This is a genomic window from Kribbella sp. NBC_00482, from assembly GCF_036013725.1.
In the GTDB taxonomy this organism is placed as follows: domain Bacteria; phylum Actinomycetota; class Actinomycetes; order Propionibacteriales; family Kribbellaceae; genus Kribbella.
The window spans coordinates 5,126,444-5,145,048 of sequence record NZ_CP107881.1; the positions used below are offsets into that span (position 1 = coordinate 5,126,444).

18 protein-coding genes are annotated in these 18,605 nt (G+C 68.9%); 9 read left to right on the forward strand and 9 right to left on the reverse strand.

From position 1 onward, the window contains the following. Positions 1-29 precede the first annotated feature (29 nt). Positions 30-707 carry a response regulator transcription factor gene (locus OHB24_RS25125; RefSeq protein ID WP_327633287.1) on the forward strand — a complete coding sequence of 226 codons (678 nt, stop codon included), beginning with the start codon at positions 30-32 and terminating at the stop codon, positions 705-707. Beyond that, positions 700-1,803, forward strand: coding sequence for a sensor histidine kinase (locus OHB24_RS25130; protein WP_327633288.1), 1,104 nt, complete (start codon positions 700-702; stop codon positions 1,801-1,803). Before OHB24_RS25125 ends, OHB24_RS25130 begins: the two co-directional genes overlap by 8 nt. Here OHB24_RS25130 and OHB24_RS25135 read toward each other — a convergent pair. Next, on the reverse strand, positions 1,800-2,447 hold the full coding sequence (locus OHB24_RS25135) for a dihydrofolate reductase family protein (protein WP_327633289.1): 648 nt from the start codon (positions 2,445-2,447) through the stop codon (positions 1,800-1,802). The two genes, OHB24_RS25130 and OHB24_RS25135, sit on opposite strands and share 4 nt — an antisense overlap. Before the next feature lie 186 nt (positions 2,448-2,633). Here OHB24_RS25135 and OHB24_RS25140 point away from each other — a divergent pair, with 186 nt between their 5' ends. Further along, complete coding sequence (locus OHB24_RS25140) at positions 2,634-3,935, forward strand: family 43 glycosylhydrolase (RefSeq protein ID WP_327633290.1); 1,302 nt, start codon at positions 2,634-2,636, stop codon at positions 3,933-3,935. Between the two features lie 4 nt (positions 3,936-3,939). Here OHB24_RS25140 and OHB24_RS25145 read toward each other — a convergent pair whose 3' ends face one another. From OHB24_RS25145 to OHB24_RS25170, 6 genes are all read right to left on the reverse strand, one after another. Further along, positions 3,940-5,436: a sulfatase-like hydrolase/transferase gene (locus tag OHB24_RS25145; RefSeq protein ID WP_327633291.1), complete on the reverse strand. Its 1,497-nt coding sequence runs from the start codon at positions 5,434-5,436 to the stop codon at positions 3,940-3,942. Next, positions 5,433-6,449, reverse strand: coding sequence for an aliphatic sulfonate ABC transporter substrate-binding protein (locus OHB24_RS25150; protein ID WP_327633292.1), 1,017 nt, complete (start codon positions 6,447-6,449; stop codon positions 5,433-5,435). Before OHB24_RS25150 ends, OHB24_RS25145 begins: the two co-directional genes overlap by 4 nt. 9 nt (positions 6,450-6,458) lie before the next feature. Next, positions 6,459-7,259 carry an ABC transporter ATP-binding protein gene (locus OHB24_RS25155; RefSeq protein WP_327633293.1) on the reverse strand — a complete coding sequence of 267 codons (801 nt, stop codon included), beginning with the start codon at positions 7,257-7,259 and terminating at the stop codon, positions 6,459-6,461. After that, positions 7,256-8,074, reverse strand: coding sequence for an ABC transporter permease (locus OHB24_RS25160; RefSeq protein WP_327633294.1), 819 nt, complete (start codon positions 8,072-8,074; stop codon positions 7,256-7,258). The genes OHB24_RS25155 and OHB24_RS25160 overlap by 4 nt, the downstream gene beginning before the upstream one ends. Continuing rightward, complete coding sequence (locus tag OHB24_RS25165; RefSeq protein WP_327633295.1) at positions 8,058-9,284, reverse strand: ROK family transcriptional regulator; 1,227 nt, start codon at positions 9,282-9,284, stop codon at positions 8,058-8,060. The genes OHB24_RS25160 and OHB24_RS25165 overlap by 17 nt, the downstream gene beginning before the upstream one ends. Before the next feature lie 191 nt (positions 9,285-9,475). Further along, positions 9,476-10,150, reverse strand: coding sequence for a DUF4097 family beta strand repeat-containing protein (locus OHB24_RS25170; RefSeq protein WP_327633296.1), 675 nt, complete (start codon positions 10,148-10,150; stop codon positions 9,476-9,478). Positions 10,151-10,279: 129 nt separating this feature from the next. On the opposite strand from OHB24_RS25170, the gene OHB24_RS25175 reads away from it, so the two are divergent. Both OHB24_RS25175 and OHB24_RS25180 read left to right on the forward strand, forming a co-directional pair. After that, the gene (locus tag OHB24_RS25175; RefSeq protein ID WP_327633297.1) at positions 10,280-11,215 is read left to right on the forward strand and encodes an ATP-binding cassette domain-containing protein; all 936 of its coding nucleotides are present in this window, start codon (positions 10,280-10,282) and stop codon (positions 11,213-11,215) included. Then, entirely contained in the window at positions 11,212-11,955 is a 744-nt protein-coding gene (locus OHB24_RS25180) for an ABC transporter permease (RefSeq protein WP_327633298.1), read from the forward strand. The genes OHB24_RS25175 and OHB24_RS25180 overlap by 4 nt, the downstream gene beginning before the upstream one ends. Here OHB24_RS25180 and OHB24_RS25185 read toward each other — a convergent pair. Together OHB24_RS25185 and OHB24_RS25190 are read right to left on the reverse strand one after the other, a co-directional pair. Beyond that, complete coding sequence (locus OHB24_RS25185) at positions 11,939-14,968, reverse strand: BTAD domain-containing putative transcriptional regulator (protein WP_327641099.1); 3,030 nt, start codon at positions 14,966-14,968, stop codon at positions 11,939-11,941. The two genes, OHB24_RS25180 and OHB24_RS25185, sit on opposite strands and share 17 nt — an antisense overlap. Positions 14,969-15,093: 125 nt before the next feature. Beyond that, positions 15,094-15,516, reverse strand: coding sequence for an iron chaperone (locus tag OHB24_RS25190; protein WP_327633299.1), 423 nt, complete (start codon positions 15,514-15,516; stop codon positions 15,094-15,096). A 135-nt stretch (positions 15,517-15,651) separates the two neighbouring features. Between OHB24_RS25190 and OHB24_RS25195 the strand changes: the two genes are divergently transcribed. The 4 genes from OHB24_RS25195 to OHB24_RS25210 all read left to right on the forward strand — a co-directional run bounded on the left by OHB24_RS25195 (position 15,652) and on the right by OHB24_RS25210 (position 18,601). Then, positions 15,652-16,185 carry a GNAT family N-acetyltransferase gene (locus OHB24_RS25195; protein WP_327633300.1) on the forward strand — a complete coding sequence of 178 codons (534 nt, stop codon included), beginning with the start codon at positions 15,652-15,654 and terminating at the stop codon, positions 16,183-16,185. A 56-nt stretch (positions 16,186-16,241) separates the two neighbouring features. Beyond that, positions 16,242-16,751 (forward strand): NUDIX hydrolase, encoded by a 510-nt coding sequence (locus OHB24_RS25200; RefSeq protein WP_327633301.1) that lies wholly within the window; start codon positions 16,242-16,244, stop codon positions 16,749-16,751. Between the two features lie 171 nt (positions 16,752-16,922). Further along, complete coding sequence (locus OHB24_RS25205; RefSeq protein WP_327633302.1) at positions 16,923-17,972, forward strand: NAD-dependent epimerase/dehydratase family protein; 1,050 nt, start codon at positions 16,923-16,925, stop codon at positions 17,970-17,972. Next, positions 17,969-18,601 (forward strand): TetR/AcrR family transcriptional regulator, encoded by a 633-nt coding sequence (locus OHB24_RS25210; protein WP_327633303.1) that lies wholly within the window; start codon positions 17,969-17,971, stop codon positions 18,599-18,601. The genes OHB24_RS25205 and OHB24_RS25210 overlap by 4 nt, the downstream gene beginning before the upstream one ends. Positions 18,602-18,605 lie beyond the last annotated feature (4 nt).

The window sequence follows — 18,605 nt, forward strand, 5'->3', positions numbered from 1 at the left end:
GATATGTGACGCCTCGTACCATCGAGACTGTGCGCGTACTGATCGTGGAGGACGAACCTGAGATGGCGGACGCCATCCGGGCCGGCCTGCGCCTCGAAGCGATCGCCGCCGACGTGGCCGGCGACGGCGACACCGCGCTCGAACTGCTCAGCATCAACAGCTACGACATCGCCGTTCTGGACCGCGACATCCCCGGCCCGTCCGGTGACGAGATCGCCAAACGGATCGTTGCCTCCGGCAGCGGTATGCCGATCCTGATGCTGACCGCGGCCGACCGGATGGACGACAAGGCGTCAGGCTTCGAGCTCGGCGCCGACGACTACCTCACGAAGCCGTTCGAACTCCAGGAGCTGGTCCTCCGGCTCCGCGCGCTCGACCGCCGGCGCGCCCACAACAGGCCGCCGGTGTGGGAGATCGCGGGCCTGCGGCTGGACCCGTTCCGCCGCGAGGTCTACCGCGACGGCCGGTACGTCGCGCTCACCCGGAAGCAGTTCGCCGTACTCGAGGTCCTGGTCGCTGCCGAAGGCGGGGTTGTGAGCGCCGAGGATCTCCTCGCGCGTGCCTGGGACGAGAACGCCGACCCGTTCACGAACGCCGTACGGATCACTGTCTCGGCGCTGCGTAAACGCCTCGGCGAGCCCTGGCTGATCGCCACCGTGGCCGGCGCCGGTTACCGCATCGACACCGGGGCTGGTCCCCGTGAATAGAGAGCCCGGTCTGAGCGTTCGGCTCAAACTCACCCTCAGCTACGCGGGCTTCATCATGGTGGCGGGTGCTCTGCTGCTCGCGGTCGTGTGGGTGTTCCTGCTGCGTTACGTGCCCGACGTGACCCTGGGCCCGATGCGCACCCCGGATCGCTCCGACCTGATGCGCGCCTTCGTCCCGAAGGTGACCATGATGCTGGCGTTCCTGCTGGTCTTCGGCCTCGCCGGGGGCTGGATTCTGGCCGGCAGCATGCTCGCGCCGCTGACTCGCATCACCAATGCGACCCGCCTGGCCGCGAACGGCTCGCTGTCGCACCGGATCCAGCTGGAAGGCCGCACTGACGAGTTCCGCGAGCTGGCCGACGCCTTCGACGTCATGCTCGCCCGGATCGAAGCACACGACGCCGAACAGCAGCGGTTCGCGGCGAACGCCTCCCACGAGTTGCGCACCCCGCTGGCGATCACGCAGACGCTGCTCGACGTGGCCCGCAAGGATTCGAACCGCGACACCGGCGAACTCGTCGAGCGCCTCCACCTGGTCAACACCCGGGCGATCGACCTCACCGAGGCGCTGCTCCTGCTCAGCCGCGCCAACCAGCGGACCTTCATCAAAGAACCTGTCGACCTGTCCCTCCTGGCGGAGGAGGCCACCGAAACGCTTCTCCCACTCGCGGAGAAGCGCGGCCTCACCATCGAGACCTCGGGGGAGGTGGCCCCGACCATGGGGTCGACCTCACTCCTCCTGCAGTTGACGACGAATCTCGTGCACAACGCGATCGTCCACAACCTGCCGGACCAGGGCAGCATCTGGGTCAGGACCGGCGTCGGCCCCCGGACCGTGCGGCTCACCGTCGAGAACACCGGCCAGAAACTCACCGCACACCTGGTGTCCACGCTGGTCGAGCCGTTCCAACGGGGTGCCGAACGGGCCCGTTCCGACCACGCTGGCGTCGGCCTCGGCCTGGCGATCGTCAACAGCATCGCGCAGGCCCACAACGGAACTCTCACCCTCACCCCCCGCGATGGCGGGGGGCTTCGCGCCACTGTCGAGCTGCCCCTGCGGAAAGTCGAGAAGAGCCGGCCCGGAAAGCTGATCTAAGCGGCCTTGGTCGTCAAGGTCAGGTGCGTGATGCCGCTCGGGCTCGAGACGACCTCGATGTCGTACTTGTCCTCGAGCGCCTCCAGCCCGTCCCACAGCCGGACGCCGCGGCCCAGCAGGATCGGGACCTGGGCGATGTGCGCGTAGTCGATCAGACCTTCGGCGAGGAACTCCCGTACGACGGTAGGCCCGCCGCCGACCCGGACGTCGCCGCCGTTGGCCGCGGCGCGAGCCTGCTCGATCACCTCGCTGGGCGAGGCGTCGACGAAGTGGTACGTCGTACCGCCCTCCATCTCGACCGACGCGCGCGGGCGGTGGGTGAGCACGAACGTCGGCGAGTGGAACGGCGGGTTCGGGCCCCACCAGCCCTTCCACTCCGGGTCGTCCTGCCATCCGGGCGGGCCGAACTTCCCGGCGCCCATGATCTCGGCGCCGATCCCGGGCTCGTGCCGCTCGGCGAACGCGTTCTCGATGCCGACGGTGCCACCGGACAGGCCGTCCGCCCCGTGGAAGAACCGGGTGCCGACCAACCACTCGTGCAGACGCTCGCCGGCGTGCCCGAACGGGGCCTCGAGGGACTGGCCGTCGCCGGTGGCGAAGCCGTCGAGCGAGATCGCGAGGTTGTGAACACGGACTTGGGACATCGGAATGCTCCTTCGTTTCGGCGCCCCCTTCGGGCGCTCTCACGGGAAGGTCGACGCCGACCACCCCGTCTTGACATCACCACACCGAGAATCTGTTTTTGCCGCTTGTTCACCGTCGAAATGAGTCTGATTAGCGTGTGCTCCGGGTGGGGCACGGTGTCCTGCCCCCCGAAGGAGGATGCGCAGATGGACAGAGCTCACGTCAACAGGAGGACAGTTCTGGGCGGCCTGGCCGGGGCTGTCGGCGCCGCGGCTTTACCCGGCGGAACGGCGTACGGAAACAGCTCCACACAGATGCGGCGGTATCCGGCGGCCTGGCCCGAGCTGGAGCCGTACGGCGCGGCTGACACCCGGCTCGACCTGTGGCCGCGAGACGACAACTCCTTCGTATTGCCGCTCGAGCTACGGCCTCGTGACGAGGAGCTCGGGCGGGTGTGGATGCGCGACACGTACGTCAACTGCTTCACGGTCGACGGCCGTCCGTTGTACGTCGCGACAGGTACGACGCGCGTACCGGGGCGCCCAGGGGCCGGCCCGTGGAACGACGGCATCTTTGTCTGGACCGCACCGTCGCTGCACGGCCCGTGGCGGCTCGCCGACACGAGCGGGATCCGGCCCGACGCGGAGCTGGGCAAGGTCTGGTCACCTGAGTTCGCCGGCGAGAACACGCCCGGCCGTACCGTCGTCGCTCCGTGGCAGGAGTACTGGTACGACGACCAGTTCGGCAAACGTGGAAACGCCTGGGCTCCCGAACTGCACTACTTCCGCGGTACCTGGTACATCGTCGCCTGCATGGGCGACCACTCCCGCAAGGTCGGATCGTTCCTGCTGATCAGCGAGGGCGGGCCCGAAGGTCTGTACCGAGTTGCCCAGGGCAACCTCGCCAAGCCGTTCGGCGACTCGTTCATCGGCGGCCCTGCCTTCGTCCTGCCCGGCGCCTACCACCACATCGACGGCGGCCTGTACTCCGAGGACGACGACGCGTGGCTCGTCCTGCACAACAACCTCTATGCGCGGTTCCGCGACGACATGGAGGACATCGTCCCCACGACAGGCCTGCCCGCGTTCCAGCAGAGCCCGTACTCGCCCGAGCCCTACCTCGAGGGTGCGTACGTGCTGAAGTACGGCGGGAAGTACTACCTCATGCACGCCGCCTGGGACCGCTCCTCGACGAACCCGGACGGCAGTGCACGCAACGCCTACGACACGCCCGCGCCAGGCCGTGTCCAGTACCAGTACGACCTGATCATGGCGGTCGCCGACCGCTTCGAGGGCCCGTACTCGAAACGCTGGACCGCGGGCGTCGGTGCCGGCCACAACAACGTCTTCGTTGACGCGGCCGGCCACCTGTGGGCGACCTTCTTCCGGAACCCCGCGTTCGGCTACTGGGCGGACCCCTCTCGCATTGCGGACGCCGCAGTCCCTGGAGTCGTCCGGATGGAGTGGACAGGCCCCAAGAGCAACCGCCTGTACGTGCGCCGCCGCTGACGAGCTACTTCTGGTACGTCGTTTCGTCGAGGCCACTCATCGTCGGGTCGTAGCCGACGTCGCCCACGTCGTACATGGACGTCATCCAGTGGTAGAAGTTGTCGCCCCGATCCCGCAGTACGGCGTACAGCCGCCGCATCATCCGCGACCGTACGCCGGCCTGCTCCGGGTGCTCGTACACGTTGAGCAGTTCGTCCGGGTCGAGCTCCAGATCGTAGAGCTCGTTCACCGAGTCCGGATTCACCACCAGCTTGTACCGGTCCGTGCGCAGCATCCGTTGCGGGTAAGGGAAATGGTGCCCGTGGAACTCGCACACGATGTCCTCGTCCCACTCGGCCGGCTCGCCACTCACCAGCGGCAGCAGACTCCGCGAGTCGACGGCGGCCTTGGAGTCGGCTCCGGCCAGTTCGAGGATCGTGGCGGTGCAGTCGAGCAGGCTGACGAACTCGTTCCGTACGACGCCCTCCGGCTGCCCCGGCACCCGGATCAGACCGGGAGTCCGGTAGATGTCCTCGTACATCGCCGGCCCCTTGTCGTGCAGCCGGTGCGAGCCGGTGAACTCCCCGTGGTCGCAGGTAAAGAAGACCGAGGTGTCGTCGGCGAGCCCCAGCCGGCGCATCGCGTCCAGTACCCGGCCGAGCTGGAAGTCGATCAGTGCGACATACCCCTGGTAGATCGCGATGAGCTTGCGCGTGGTCTCGATCGGCATGGTGTCGAACGTCCAGTGCGCGCTGTAGTTCTTCTGCACCATCGGCTTGCCGTGGAACGTCTCCGCGACCGACCGCGGCAGCTCGACGTCCGCGGGATCGATCAGGTCGAAGTACTCGTCCGGGAGGATGTACGGCAGGTGCGGCCCGAAGAAGTGCAGCGCGAGGAAGAACGGCTGCTCCCGTTCGCGGGCGTCCGCGGCGTACCGCTCGAGCATCTCGATCGCGCGGGTGGCGAGGTAGTGCTCGAACGTGGCCTCGACCGGCTGGTGCAGCCGGGCGGCGAGCAGGTTGCCGGGCCCGCCGTTGGGCAGTGTGCCGCGGATCCGGTCCGAGATCTCGTACGGCGGCAGGCCCCGCTCCTCGAGGTAGGCCAGGTAGTCGGGGTGATCCACCGGGTTGTGCCAGCCCGGCAGATCGGGGCCGTCGAACCCGAAGTCACCGGCCGACTTGTCGGTGCCGACATGCCACTTGCCGATCAGCCCGCAGTTGTACCCCTTGTCGCGGAGCGCCTGCGAGAACGTGAACGTGCCTTCGCGCAGGTCCTCGAGGTACCCGACGTTCCGCTCGTAGTTCGCCAGCAGTTTGTGCCGGAACGGCGCCTGGCCGGTGAGCAGGCTGGCGCGGGCCGGCGTACAGATCGCCGTCGGCGTGTACCAGCGGTCGAACCGGGTCCCGGTGCGGGCCAGCTCGTCGAGGTTCGGGGTGGTCCCCAACTGGTTGCCGTAGGCACCGAGCGTGTCCACCCTGTGCTGGTCGGTCATCAGGAAGAGGATGTTCTTCGGCTCGCTCACTTGGCCACCGAGCCGGAACCAGCCGTGGTGAACAGATCGCCGGTGTAGTAGGTCTTCGGGTCGGCCTTCGACTTCAGCTTGCCGGCCTGGACGAAGTAGTCGGCCATCCCGTTGAGCCACTTGCCGATCGTGCCGTCCTTGGTCTTCGCGTCCAGTTCGTCGACGGACAGCACCTTGACGTTGCCCGCGTCGGCCTTGACCTGGTCGACCGGCACGCTGAGCATCTTGGCGGTCAGTTCGATCGACTTGTCCATGTTGGCGGAGCGGTAGGCCATCGCGTCCCGCAGTACGGCGATGGTCTTCTCGGTCTTGTCTTTCTGGCCGGACACGACGTCGTTGCCGGCCACGAACGCGGTCGGGAAGGAGACCTGGGACTCGAAGTCGGAGTTCTTCGCGAGCTCGGTCAGGTCCGGGACCTGCTTCTTGATGGTTCCGATCGCGGGGTACCAGAAGCCCGCCGCGTCGATCTTCTTGGACGCGAACGCCGCGACGATCGTCGAGGCGTCCATGTTGACGACCTTGACGTCCTTCTTCGTCATACCGGCCTTCTGCAACGCGAGGGTGAGGATCATGTCACCCGACGTTCCTTCCGGTACGCCGACGGTCTTGCCGCGGAGCTGGTCGATCGAGGTGGTACCGGAGCGCGCGATCACCCGGTCGGCGTTGCCGAGGGTGTTGATCGCGACGATCTTCGCCTGCCCGGACGCCGGCAGCCAGAACGCACCCGGGCCGATGTAGCCGAAGTCGAGGTCGCCGGTGCCGAGGGCCTGGATCTGCAGCGGGCCGTTCGTGAACACCTTGGCGTCGGCCTTCAGGCCGTGCTTCTCCCAGAGCTTCTGGTCCTTCGCGATCGCGAGCAGGCTGGTGCCGTTGTAGTCGGCGATGTAGCCGAACTTGACCTGCTGGAGGTCGCCGCTCGCGCCGTCGTCTGAGCCGCCTCCGCAGCCGGACAAGGCGAGCGCCAGGGCGGCGGTGCCGGCCGCCAGGGCCGTCAGTTTGCGTGAGAGTGACATGAGACGTCCTTAGGATCGAGACGGTAGGGAGGTTCTGGAATCGGCCGCGGTGCGGCCGTCCTGGTGGTAGACGGAGTGCCAGACCCGGTTGCGCAGTGCGGCGAACTCGGGGCTGAGGCGGAAGTCCTCCGACCGGGGGTACGGCAGGTCGACGTCGACCACGTCGTAGATCCGCCCCGGCCGGGCGGCCATCACGATGACCCGGTTCGCCAGGAAGACGGCCTCATCGACGTCGTGGGTGATGAACATGACCGTGCGCTGCTCCTGGCTCCAGGTGTCGAGGAGCTGCTCCTGCAGCTTGACCCGGGTCAGGGCGTCCAGGGCCCCGAACGGCTCGTCCATCAGCAGGATCGACGGGTTCACGGCGTACGCGCGGGCGATCGCGCACCGCTGCCGCATACCGCCGGACAGCATCTTGGGTAGCGCGTCGGCGAACTCGCCGAGCCCGACCAGGTCGATGAAATGCTGGGCCCGTTCGCGTCGCTCGGCCTTGCCGGCGCCCGCGGTCTTGAGACCGAACTCGACGTTCTTGCGCACGGTGAGCCAGGGGAACAGCGCGTACTGCTGGAAGATCACGCCGCGCTCAGGCCCCGGACCTGACACCGGTACGCCGTCGACGAGCGCGCGCCCCGAGGTCGGGTCCTCCAGGCCGGCGAGGATGTTCATCAACGTGCTCTTCCCACACCCCGACGGCCCGACGACGGTGATGAACTCGTTGTCGGCGATGTCCAGCGACACCTGGTCCAGCGCGGTGAACATCTCTTTGCCGAGGGCAAAGGTCTTCGTGACTTCCTGGACGGAGATCTTCATCGGCGCTCCTGCCATCCGGTGAGTCTGCGTTCGGCCATCAGCAGGACGCGGTCCATCAGCAGGCCGAGGATCCCGATCGAGATCAGGCCGACGAAGATCGTCGGCAGGTCGTAGTAGAGCTGCGCGTTCTGCATCCGGAAGCCGAGGCCCTGCTGGGCGGCGATCAGCTCGGCGGCGACCAGGGTGGCCCAGGCCGATCCCAGGCCCACGCGCATGCCGACGAGGATGAACGGCGTCGACGCGGGCACCACCACCCGGGCGAAGATGCCGGCGTCCTTGGCGCCGAGCACCCGGGCCGCGTTGATCAGCGTGCGGTCGACGTTGACCACGCCCTGGAACGTCGAGATCACGCAGGCGAGGAACGCGGCCAGGAAGATGACGAAGATCTTCGGCGCCTCGCCGATCCCCATCAGCACGATCGCCAGCGGGATGATCGCCAGCGGCGGAACGGTGCGGAAGAACTGGATCCACGGCTCGACCAGTCCGCGGACGACGGCGTACCAGCCCATCAGGAACCCGACGGGGACGGCTGCGGCGGTGCCGAGCGCGAAGCCGATCAGGACGCGGGTCAGACTAGCCAGGACGTCCTTGCCCAGCGTGCCGTTGCTGATCAGAGTGATCGCCTGCGCGACCACCTCGGGAGGCGTGGGCAGTTTGAGTCCCGCGAGGGCCAGCGCCCACCACACCGCGATACCGAGGGCGACCGAGATCGCGTTCAGGAGCAGGGGAAGACCACCGGCCCGGGCGCGCGTTCGTCCTCCGGCGCGATCGCGCGGCTTCGCGCCGCGGGCGGTCCGGTCACTGATGACGGCCATCGGCCACTCCTCGGATCTGCGTCTCTGGGTAGCCCGCCAGGAGCGGCGAGCTGTGGAACACCGCGGCGAGGGCGCCGAGCGCGCCGTCGTCGTCGGCGAGGTGCGCCGCCCGTACGCCGGGGGAGGCGGCGCCCGGAAAGAGTTCGTAGGCGACTGTCGCGGAGGCCTGCTGGACGATCACGGGCGCGAGCCGGGTGATCTCGCCGCCGATCACGATCTCGGCGGGGTTCAACGCCATCGCGATGGCGGCGAGGACACGGCCGACCGCCGCTGAGGCGTCGCGCAGCACCCGGTCGGCCATCGGGTGCGAACGGGTGACCGCGGCCGCGAGGTCGTCCAGACTCTCCACCGAGAGTCCGGCGGCCCGGCAGGCGGCCAGGATCGCGGGGACCGAGGCGATCGTCTCGAGGCAACCGTTCTTGCCGCAGCGGCAGGGGTCGCCGTCGGCTCGCACCGTGACGTGGCCCAGTTCGCCGGCCAGCCCGGCAGAACCGGACGCGAGCCGGCCGCCGACCACGAGCCCACCGCCGACTCCGTCGGACAGCCGGACGTAGAGGAGGTGCTCGATCGCCTTCTCGCCGAAGATCGCCTCGGCCAGCGCCGCCAGCCGGGTGTTGTTGTCGACGATCACCGGTGCGCCGAACCGCTGCCAGAACGCTTGGTCGACCGAGGCCTCGTGGAAGCCGTCGGCCGCGGCCCGGTGGGACGGATAGTCGCGCACGCCCGGTTTGCCCGAGTACGGCCCCGGGATGCCGATGCCCACACCCTGCAGGGCGCCGTAGTGGACGCCGTACTCGTCGCTGAGCCGCTCCACCAGACGGAACGCGACGTCGAGCCGGGTCGGCCAGTCGACGCGGTCCTCGTACCGGTCGGAACCCGAGGCCACGATCTCGTGCGAGGCGTCGGCCACGACGACATGCACGCGGCGATGCCCGAAGTCGACCCCCATGAACTGTCCGGACGCCGGGTCGAGAGCCAGCCGCTCGGCGGGCCGGCCGCTGCCCTCACGGTGCGCCGCGTCGGTGTCGGTCACCACGATGGCGCCCCGCTGCAGCAGGCTCCCGGTGATCTCGGACAGGGTGGTACGGGACAGGCCGATGGCACGGGCGATCTGGTTCCGGCTGAGCGCGCCCTGCTCCCGCAGCACCTGGAGGACCCGCTCTTCGTGGGTCCTCCGCACCAGCGCCTGCACTCCTGGATAGGTCTGCACGTGGGCGACGTTAGGAACCCGGAATTATTCCGTCAACACTCCGACAAAATTCGGCTTCCTTTTCGACGGTTCCGGACGCAATTGCTCGCCGGCGGCGCGGACGGCCAGGCCATCACAATTGCTGGGATCCGGGGGAGCGTGCGCTGGAGACGTGCCGTGGCGGCCAATTGTGATGGCCTGGGGATCCGGGCTCACGCGCGGCGGAGGGTGATGTTGCCGCCGTGGGTGCGGGCGCGGATGGCGACGGTGCGGGCGGGATTCTCGATGGAGTCCAGGTCGTTGAAGACGCGGCCGATCGAGGTGTGGGCGTCCAGTGCGGCCGCGGTGCCTTCGGGGATGCGGATCGCGACCTCGCCGGTGGCGGTGTAGAGGTCGAGGGTGCCGGTGCCGAGAGAGCCGACGCGGATGTCGCCGTTCGCGGTCCGCGCGTTGACCTCGGCGCCGGCCGCTTCGACGGTGATGTGGCCGGTGGCCGACTTGGCGCGCAGGGTGCCTGCCACCTTGCCGACCCGGATGTCTCCGTTGGCGGTCTTCAGCTCGCACGAGCCGACCTCGCCCTCGACGACGTACTCACCCTTGGCGGTGTACCCCTGCACATCGGAGCCGGTCGGCAGCTCGATCAGCACCTCGACCGCGCCGTACCGCTTGCTGAACATCGACCGCAGCTTCGGGTGCTTGACCTGCAGCTTCCCGTTGGTGAACTCGACGACCACCTGCTCGGCGGCCTTCACGTCCAGGTCCCAGGCGGGGTCGACCGGCCGGACCTCGACGACCGTGTCGGCACGGTCGCTCGCCTTGACGGTGATGTCGCCGAAGATGATGTCGACGGCGGCGGAGATCGGTGCGGGGGTGCTGAAGGTAGACATGTGATCGCTCCTCGGGGTGTCGGTGACAACCACACTGGCCGAGTGTGCTGACAAGGCACTGCGCTGCCCACTGACACCGTGTAGGCGGCGTGTCAGGTGCGTGTCAGGACGCCCGCCGAAGGTGTTCCCATGACAACTTCGGCGATCGCGGTCACAGGACTGCGCAAGGCATTCGGCGACAAGACCGTGCTCGACGGGATCGACCTCGACGTCCCCGCGGGCACCGTCTTCTCCCTGCTCGGCCCGAACGGGGCCGGCAAGACGACGACGGTGAACGTGCTCACCACGTTGACCAAGGCAGACGGCGGTACGGTCCGGGTGGCCGGGCACGACGTCGCGACCGACGCCAAGGCGGTCCGGTCCGCGATCGGGGTCACCGGCCAGTTCGCGGCCGTGGACGAGCTGCTGACCGGCCGCGAGAACCTCCAGCTGATGGTCGACCTGACCCGCGGCGCGGGCAACGAGATCGTCGGCGGGCTACTGGAGCGCTTCGACCTGGCGGAGGCGGCGGACAAGGCCGCGGCCACGTACTCCGGCGGCATGCGCCGCAAGCTCGACCTGGCGATGACCCTGGTCGGCAACCCGCAGATCATCTTCCTGGACGAGCCGACGACGGGCCTCGACCCGCGCAGCCGGCGCACCATGTGGACGATCATCCGCGAGCTGCTGGCCGACGGCGTGACCATCTTCCTGACCACGCAGTACCTCGACGAGGCCGACCAGCTGGCCGACAAGATCGCGGTGCTCGACAAGGGCCGTTTGGTTGCCCAGGGCACCCCGGAAGAGCTGAAGCGGCAGATCCCCGGCACCCACGTCCGGTTCCGGTTCGGTTCTGTCGAGGACCTCGACACGGCCGCCCGGATCATGCCCGACTCGACCCGCGACGACGACGCGCTGACCCTGCGGGTCCCCAGCGACGGCGGTACCCAGTCGGTCCGCAAGCTGCTCGACCGGCTCGACGAGTACTCGCTCGACGCCGACGAGTTCTCCGTCAACACTCCTGACCTCGATGACGTATTCCTCGCCCTGACCGGGCACGACACCGCGGAGGTAGTCGCGAAATGAAGAACCCCTCGATCGTGATGCTGCGCCGCAACCTCAAGCACATCGCGCGGAACCCGACGTCGGTGTTCAACGCGGTCCTGATGCCGGTCGTGGTCATGCTGATGTTCGTCTACATGCTCGGCGACGCGTTCAGCGTCGGCGTCCCGTACGTCGACTACGCGACCCCCGGCATGCTCCTGCTCGCGGTCTGCTACGGGCTCGGCGCCGTGGCGACGGCCGTGAACTCCGACATGACCAAGGGCATCATCAACCGCTTCAAGGTGATGGACGTACCGCGGGGAGCGGTCCTGACCGGACACGTGATCGCCAGCGTGATGACCAACCTGATCGCGATCGCCGCGATCATCGGGGTCGCGTTCGCGCTCGGCTTCAACCCGTCGGCGAGCTTCGCCCAGTGGCTCGGCGTGATCGGTCTCGTCGTACTGCTCGGGGTCGCGACCGGTTGGCTGACCGTTGCCCTCGGCCTGTTCGCGAAGACCCCGGAGACCGCGGGCCTGGCCTCCGTGCCGCTGGTGATGCTGCCGTTCTTCAGCAGCGCGATCGTGCCGGCGGACAAGATGGGTCCCGGCGTGAAGCAGTTCGCTCAGTACCAGCCGTTCACGCCGATCATCGAGAGCCTGCGCGGGCTGCTGAACGGCGCGCCGCAGACCGGCGACCTGATCGCCGCGTTCGCCTGGTGCCTCGGGATCGCCGTGGTCGGGTACCTCTGGGCGACCGCGACGTTCAAGAAGCGAGCGTGACCTCGACGAGCTCTCGCCAGCTCGCCTGCCGGCCCTCTTCCGTCGCCTCGGTGAACTTCGCGTCACCGAGGCGACGGCGCGTCTCCTGCTCCACCTTGGCCACATCAGGGTTGGACCGATCCGGCAGTCCCCGTACGACGGCACTCGCGGCGAGCAGCCGCGCGGCCTGCTCGTCCTGATCGGTGCGCAACGCCAGATCCGCGATGCCGACGAGCATCTGGGCGATCCCGGGGGCGTGCCCGCTCTCCGTCGCTGCCTGGAACGCCGCGCTCCGGTGCTGCCAGGCCTGGTCGAGATCCGCGGCCAGGTAGCCGAGCACGTCCTGGATCATCGCGCGCAGGTTCGCCCGCTCCGCCTCGTGGCCGAGCAGGGTCGTCGCGAGGTCGAGCTGCCGGCGCGCTTCCTCGGCGTCGCCGCTCCAGCGCGCGAGCTCCGCCTTGCACAACGTCAGCTCGACCAGCGCCTCCGGCCACGCGACGCGTTCCGCCTGCCGCAGCGCTTCCGCCATCGCTTTCGCGCTCGCCTCGTGGTCGTCCGCGAGCCAGTACAGCTGGGCCTGCCGCGACCGCATCCGTACGACGTCCTCGGTGGCCCCGACCTCCGCGGCCACGGCGATCGCCTGCTCGCAGTATTCGCAGGCGTCGGCGAACTCACCGCGTACGGCGACCCGGTCCGCCAGCTCGGTCAGCGCGAACGACATCCCCCAGCGCTCGCCGATCGCCCGGAACTCGCGGAGCGCCGTCTCCAGCGCGACATCCGCGTCCACGTCGCCGTCGCCGAGCATGATCCGCATCTTGCCGGTCTGCAGCCGCGCAAGCGCCCGTACCCAAGGGTCTTCGTCGGTGAGCAGCGGCTCGAAGGCGGACACGAACTCGGACGGCCCTTCCAGCAGGCGTTCGAGGGCCTCCGACATCGTCACCGCCGGATGCGAGTTCTTGATCCGCCGGCTGACGTCCGCGGCCTTGCGGATCCATTCCTCCGCGTTGCTCTCGTCGCGCCCGCGCCCCGACGTCATGAACCCGGTGACGAACGCGTACACGACCGCACGGGTCTCGTCCGGGACCTCGCCCGGGATCGTGGGGGCCGCCATCAGGAACTCGCTGCCCTCGACCTTGTGCCCGGCGAACCACCAGTACCACCCGGCGGCCGCTGCGAGCCGCATCGCGCCTTCCGCCTCCCCGGCCGCCAGCACAGCCCGCATCGCCGCGGCGATGTTGTCGTGCTCGCCTTCGACGATCGCCAGCCATTCGAGCTGCTCGGCCCGGCGCAGGTGCGGGTCGGCGGTCTCGGCCAGCTCGGTGAAGTAGGCGAGATGGGTACGGCGGGTCTGGTCGGTCTCGCCCGCTTCCTCGAGACGCTGCTGGGCGTACTCCTTGATCGTGCCGAGCAGCCGGTACCGCGGCGCGCCCTCGTCCTTCGTGACCACCAGCGACTTCTCGGTCAACGCGGTCAGCAGGTCGAGCACCTCCCACGACTCGACCTCACCACCTGCACAGACCTGCTCGGCTGCCTCCAGGCTCGCGCCGCCCGCGAAGACCGAGAGCCTGCGCAGGGCCGCCCGCTCGGCGTCGGACAGCAGTTCCCAGCTCCAGTCGACCACTGCGCGCAGCGTGCGGTGGCGGGGGAGCGCCGTACGACTGCCGCCGGTGAGCAGGCGGAACCTGTCGTCGAGGCGGTTCGCGAGCTGCTCCAGCGACATCGTGCGCAACCTGGCCGCGGCCAGCTCGATCGCCAGCGGCATACCGTCGAGCGCACGGCAGATGCGGGCCATCGTCTCCGGATCCAGGGCGAGGTCCGCGCGGACGGCCCGGGCCCGGTCCTGCAGCAAACGGACGGCCGGCGACGCGTCGATCTCGCTGCTGTCCACGGGGAGCGCGAGTGGCGCGACCGGCCACAGCGCCTCGCCGGTGATACCGAGCGATTCCCGGCTGGTCGCGAGGATCCGCAGCCGTGGGCACTCGCCGAGCACCCTGTGGGCGAACATCGCCGCGGACTCGATCACGTGCTCGCAGTTGTCCAGGATCAGCAGCATCGCCCGCTCGCGGACCGCCGCGATGACCCGGTCCGTCGGCTCTGCGTCCGGGACGTCGCCGAGCAGCGCGTCCCGCAGCGCGAGCGCGCCGAGCGTCGCCTGCGCCACGTCCCCGTCGGCGCCGATCGCCGCGAGCTCGACCATCCAGGCCCCGTCGGGCAGGCCTTTCAGTACGGTGCGCGCGGTCTCGGTCGCGAGCCTGGTCTTCCCCGATCCGCCCGGTCCGATCAGCGTCGTCAGGCGGTGCCCGGCGATCAGGTCGCGGACGGTGGCGATGTCGGCGTCCTTGCCGACGTAGGTCGTGAGTTCTTCGCGGAGGTTCGTGTTCCGCTTCTCGTCCCGGCGTACCAGCTCGCCGCGGAGGAGGGCGACGTGCAGGGCGGACAGCTCCGGTGAGGGGTCGACGCCGAGCTCGTCGGCGAGGGTTTCGCGGGTGCGCTCGTACACGCGGAGCGCCTCGGTGTCGCGGCCGGATGCGACCAGCGCGCGCATCAGGGCGGCGACCAGGCGTTCGCGGACTGGGTGGGCCGCGACCAGGTCGGTCAGCTCGGTGACGAGGTCCGCGCCGTGGCCGAGGGTGATCTCGGCGTCGTACCGGTCCTCCATCGCGGTCAGGCGGAGCCCGTCGAGCCGGGTCACGGCCGCGTCGAACGCGCCGCTCTCGGTCAGCCCGACGTCCTGCATCGCAGCCCCACGCCACAGTCCGAGCGCCTCACGCAGCAGCCGGACGCCTTGCGTGTCCTGGTCGGTGCGGGCGCGGGTCAGAAGGCGTTCGAACCGTACGGCGTCCACGTCGTCCGGGTCGATCTGCAGCCGATAACCATCCGTATGACCTTCGACCGAGCCGTCCGGCAGCACCTTCCGCAACCGCGACACCAACCGCTGCAAGGCATTCGCAGCATCCGCCGGCGGCTGCTCACCCCAGATCCAGTCCACCAACGTTGCCTTCGGAACCACCCGCCCGGCATCCAGCGCAAGCACAATCAACAGCCCACGCAACCGAGCCCCCGGCACGTCAACCAGGCCACCCTCGCCCGTACGCACCTCAAACGGCCCCAACATCCCAATCTGCACCCAGCAGATCTTGCCACGGCCCCGGTGGATCCCTAGCTGACGGCCTTCTTGACCAGGGCGATGAGCTGCTTCTCGACGGCCGGCGTCAGTTTCGTGATGGCATACGACGTCGGCCACATGTCGCCGTCGTCGACGTTGGCGGAGTCCTGGAGGCCGAAGGTGGAGTAGCGGTACTTGAACTTGGCGGCGTCCTGGAAGAAGCAGACGATCTTGCCGTTCTTCGCCCAGCCGGGCATGCCGTACCAGAGCTTCGGGGTGAGCTCCGGCGCGATCTGCGGGATCAGCTCGTTCAGCCGCTCGGCGATCACGCGGTCCGCGTCGGCCATGCCCGCGATCTTCGCCGCCTGTGCCTCGGCCGGGTCCTCCTTGCTCTTCAGCGCCTTCGCGTGCTCCTTCATCGCGTCCCGCTCGGCGTCGCTGAACCCGTCGTACGACTTCTTCTTCGTGGTGGCCATCGGACTCTCCCTTGTGTGGTTGCCGTCTTCAACACCCCAAACACTAGAAGCCGCCCGGCACCCGGCGCTTCTCGAAAACTGATCGATCCGTCCGCAGGACGACGGTCACGTTCCGTGCCCGGCTAGATTGACGGCGTGTACGACGACTTCCCGGCCGAACTGACCACCGAGCGCCTGCACCTCCGTCGTTGGCGGCCGTCCGACGCCGAGGACCACCGTGGCCTGTGGATCGAACGCGACCACCGCGCCGTCCGGCAGATCGACGCTGACGGCCGTCCCACGGTCGAGGAGATGCGCGAGTGGCTGACCGACAACCCGCTTGGCGCCGAGGAAGGACTCGGGCTGCTGCCGATCGAACTGCGGACGACCGGGGAGTTCGTCGGGTACTGCGGACTGACCGTCGGACAGGCGACGTTCGACGAGCCGGAGATCGCGTACGAGCTCGCGCAACGGGCCCACGGACACGGGTACGCGACCGAGGCGGCGCGTGCCGTGGTCGATGCTGCGGCGCGGACCGGTCGCCAACGGCTCTGGGCGTCCGTGCGGGTGTGGAACACGGCGTCGTTCCGTGTCCTCGAGAAGGTCGGGTTCGAGGACAGCGGGCGGCTCACCGCGGATCCGGAGCGCGGCGATCTGGTCTGGATGACCCGGCGGCTGGATCAGGCGTAAAGGCAGAACGGATGGCAGGCCGGGTCGAGTACTCCTTCGCGGACGACACTAGACGGGTGAACCGACACAACGACCTCGCCGCCGAAGGTGAGCCGGAGCAGGAGTTCAACCCGGGGATCGCGGCCCGCTTCCCCCGCAAGACCGCCGCCGGCGGCGCACTCGTCCGCGACGGCGCCGGCCGGATCCTCTTCCTCGAACCCACCTACAAACCCACGCTCGACATCCCCGGCGGCGTCGTCGAGTCCGACGAGTCGCCGTACGAGGCCTGCTGCCGTGAGGTGCAGGAGGAGATCGGCCTCGAACTGGAGATCGGCCGCCTGCTGGTAGTCGACTGGGTCCCCGCCCAAGGCCCGTGGTCCGACTCGCTGGCCTTCATCTTCGACGGCGGCGTCCTGGACGACATCCCCCTCACCCTCGACCCCACCGAAGCCCGAGCCCACCACTACCTCACCCTCACCGAGGCAACCCCCCGCCTCCGCCCCTCCATGACCCGCCGCCTGGCCCTCGCCCAGCAAGCCCTAACCACCGGCACCCCCATCTACGCCGACTTCGGCCGCGCCATCTGAGAGGCCGACATGGGTGGTGTGCAGCTCGACAGGAGGTGCCGGCTGGTGGGGTAGTGCACCTGAGCGTGGAAGTCGTGGATGTGTACGGCGTCTCGGGGTGCTCTACCTAATGAGCTTGCACACGACCGGCCGGCCAACGATCCGGAGACTAGGCCTCCGGTTGGTGGTACGGTGGTAATCGGAGAGGGGATCTCCGGTTATGAGGTGTGGGTGATGGGTACGACGGTGCTGGTGACGGGTGGGACCGGGTATGTCGGTGGGTGGGCGATTGTCGGGTTGCTCGAGCGGGGGTTCGACGTGCGGACGACGGTCCGGAGTCTGGGGCGGGCTGGTGCGGTGCGTGCGGCGGTGGGGGCGGACGAGCGGTTGGCGTTTGTCGTTGCGGATTTGATGCGGGATGACGGGTGGGACGTGGCGATGGAGGGTGTCGACTACGTGTTGCATGTTGCCTCGCCGCTTGGTGACGAGAACTCGAAGGACGCGGACGCGCTGATCGTGCCGGCGCGGGATGGCGCGTTGCGGGTGCTGCAGGCCGCGACGCGAGCCGGGGTGAGGCGGGTGGTGATGACGTCCGCGGCGAACGCGGCGAGTCCGGCGTCGTACACCGAGGACGGCGTCACGGACGAGACGCTCTGGACGGTCGACGATCCGAAGCTCCCGGCGTACCGGCGGTCGAAAACCCTTGCGGAGAAGGCGGTCTGGGACTTCATGGCGACGTACGACGGGCCGACCGAGCTGACCACGGTGCTGCCGGGTGCGGTACTCGGGCCGGTTCTGAGTGCGGACAACGTCGGTACGACGCGGATCGTGCAGCGGATGCTCGCGGGCAAGATGCCTGGTACGCCGAAGATCGGGCTGGAGGTGGTCGACGTCCGCGATCTGGTTGACCTGCATGTGCGCGCGATGCTCGCGCCCGAGGCCGCCGGTGAACGGTTCCTCGGCACCGGTGAGTTCGTGTGGATGCGCGAGATCGCTGCGGCGCTGAAGGATGCGTTGGGCGAACAGGCCGCGAAGGTGCCGACCCGCGAGCTGCCGAACTTCGTCGTTCGCCTGGCCTCGATCACCGACCCGTCGCTGCGTGCGCTCACGGTCTCGCTCGGCCGTCGCAACCGCCATACGACCGCGAAGGCCGAGCGCGTCCTCGGCTGGAAGCCCCGCCCGGCCGCGTACACGGTGGTGGAGTGCGCCCGGAGCCTGATCGAGCACGGCGTTGCGCGATGAGCGAGCGCCCCGCCCGCCGGGACTCGGTGCGGAATCGCGAGCGGCTTGTTGTCGCGGCGCGCGAGGTGTTCGCCGAGCACGGTTTCGGCGCGACCCTCGACGACATCGCGCGGTACGCCGGGCTCGGCACAGGTACGGCGTACCGGCACTTCCCGAACAAGCACGCGATCGCCGCCGAGGTACTGCGGGAAGCGACCGAGCAGATCGTGGTCGACGCCGAGGCGGCGCTCGCGGTCGACGATCCGTGGGACGGGCTGGTGCAGTTCTTCGAGCGCACTGCCGCGCGTCAGGCCGCAGACCGTGGGTTGTACGAAACCCTTACCGGACAGGGGGATGACGACGAGCAGGCGCGGATCTGGCCGCGGATCGTTGCCTCGGTCACCGAACTCTTCGAGCGAGCCCAGCGCACCGGCGCGATCCGCGAAGACGCCGCGCCGCAGGACGTCGCGGCGATCTTCGCGATGCTCGGCCCGGCGTTCGCGATGAGTCGAACCATCGCGCCCGACCTGTGGCGCCGCTACCTGGCCCTCATGCTGGACGCCCTCCGCCCAACAGACGGCCCTCCGCTACCCGTCGCCCCACCCCCGCCCGATTCTCTCTCCACCATCCTCAGCACAGGAAAGAGCTAAGCCG

What these genes read in the sequence shown, in the direction of transcription:
- OHB24_RS25190 (WP_327633299.1), bottom strand. Translation starts at nt 15,516, where the DNA reads ATGGCCACCACGAAGAAGAAGTCGTACGACGGGTTCAGCGACGCCGAG.
- OHB24_RS25155 (WP_327633293.1), bottom strand. Translation starts at nt 7,259, where the DNA reads ATGAAGATCTCCGTCCAGGAAGTCACGAAGACCTTTGCCCTCGGCAAA.
- OHB24_RS25175 (WP_327633297.1), top strand. Translation starts at nt 10,280, where the DNA reads ATGACAACTTCGGCGATCGCGGTCACAGGACTGCGCAAGGCATTCGGC.
- OHB24_RS25180 (WP_327633298.1), top strand. Translation starts at nt 11,212, where the DNA reads ATGAAGAACCCCTCGATCGTGATGCTGCGCCGCAACCTCAAGCACATC.
- OHB24_RS25160 (WP_327633294.1), bottom strand. Translation starts at nt 8,074, where the DNA reads ATGGCCGTCATCAGTGACCGGACCGCCCGCGGCGCGAAGCCGCGCGAT.
- OHB24_RS25170 (WP_327633296.1), bottom strand. Translation starts at nt 10,150, where the DNA reads ATGTCTACCTTCAGCACCCCCGCACCGATCTCCGCCGCCGTCGACATC.
- OHB24_RS25210 (WP_327633303.1), top strand. Translation starts at nt 17,969, where the DNA reads ATGAGCGAGCGCCCCGCCCGCCGGGACTCGGTGCGGAATCGCGAGCGG.
- OHB24_RS25150 (WP_327633292.1), bottom strand. Translation starts at nt 6,449, where the DNA reads ATGTCACTCTCACGCAAACTGACGGCCCTGGCGGCCGGCACCGCCGCC.
- OHB24_RS25135 (WP_327633289.1), bottom strand. Translation starts at nt 2,447, where the DNA reads ATGTCCCAAGTCCGTGTTCACAACCTCGCGATCTCGCTCGACGGCTTC.
- OHB24_RS25140 (WP_327633290.1), top strand. Translation starts at nt 2,634, where the DNA reads ATGGACAGAGCTCACGTCAACAGGAGGACAGTTCTGGGCGGCCTGGCC.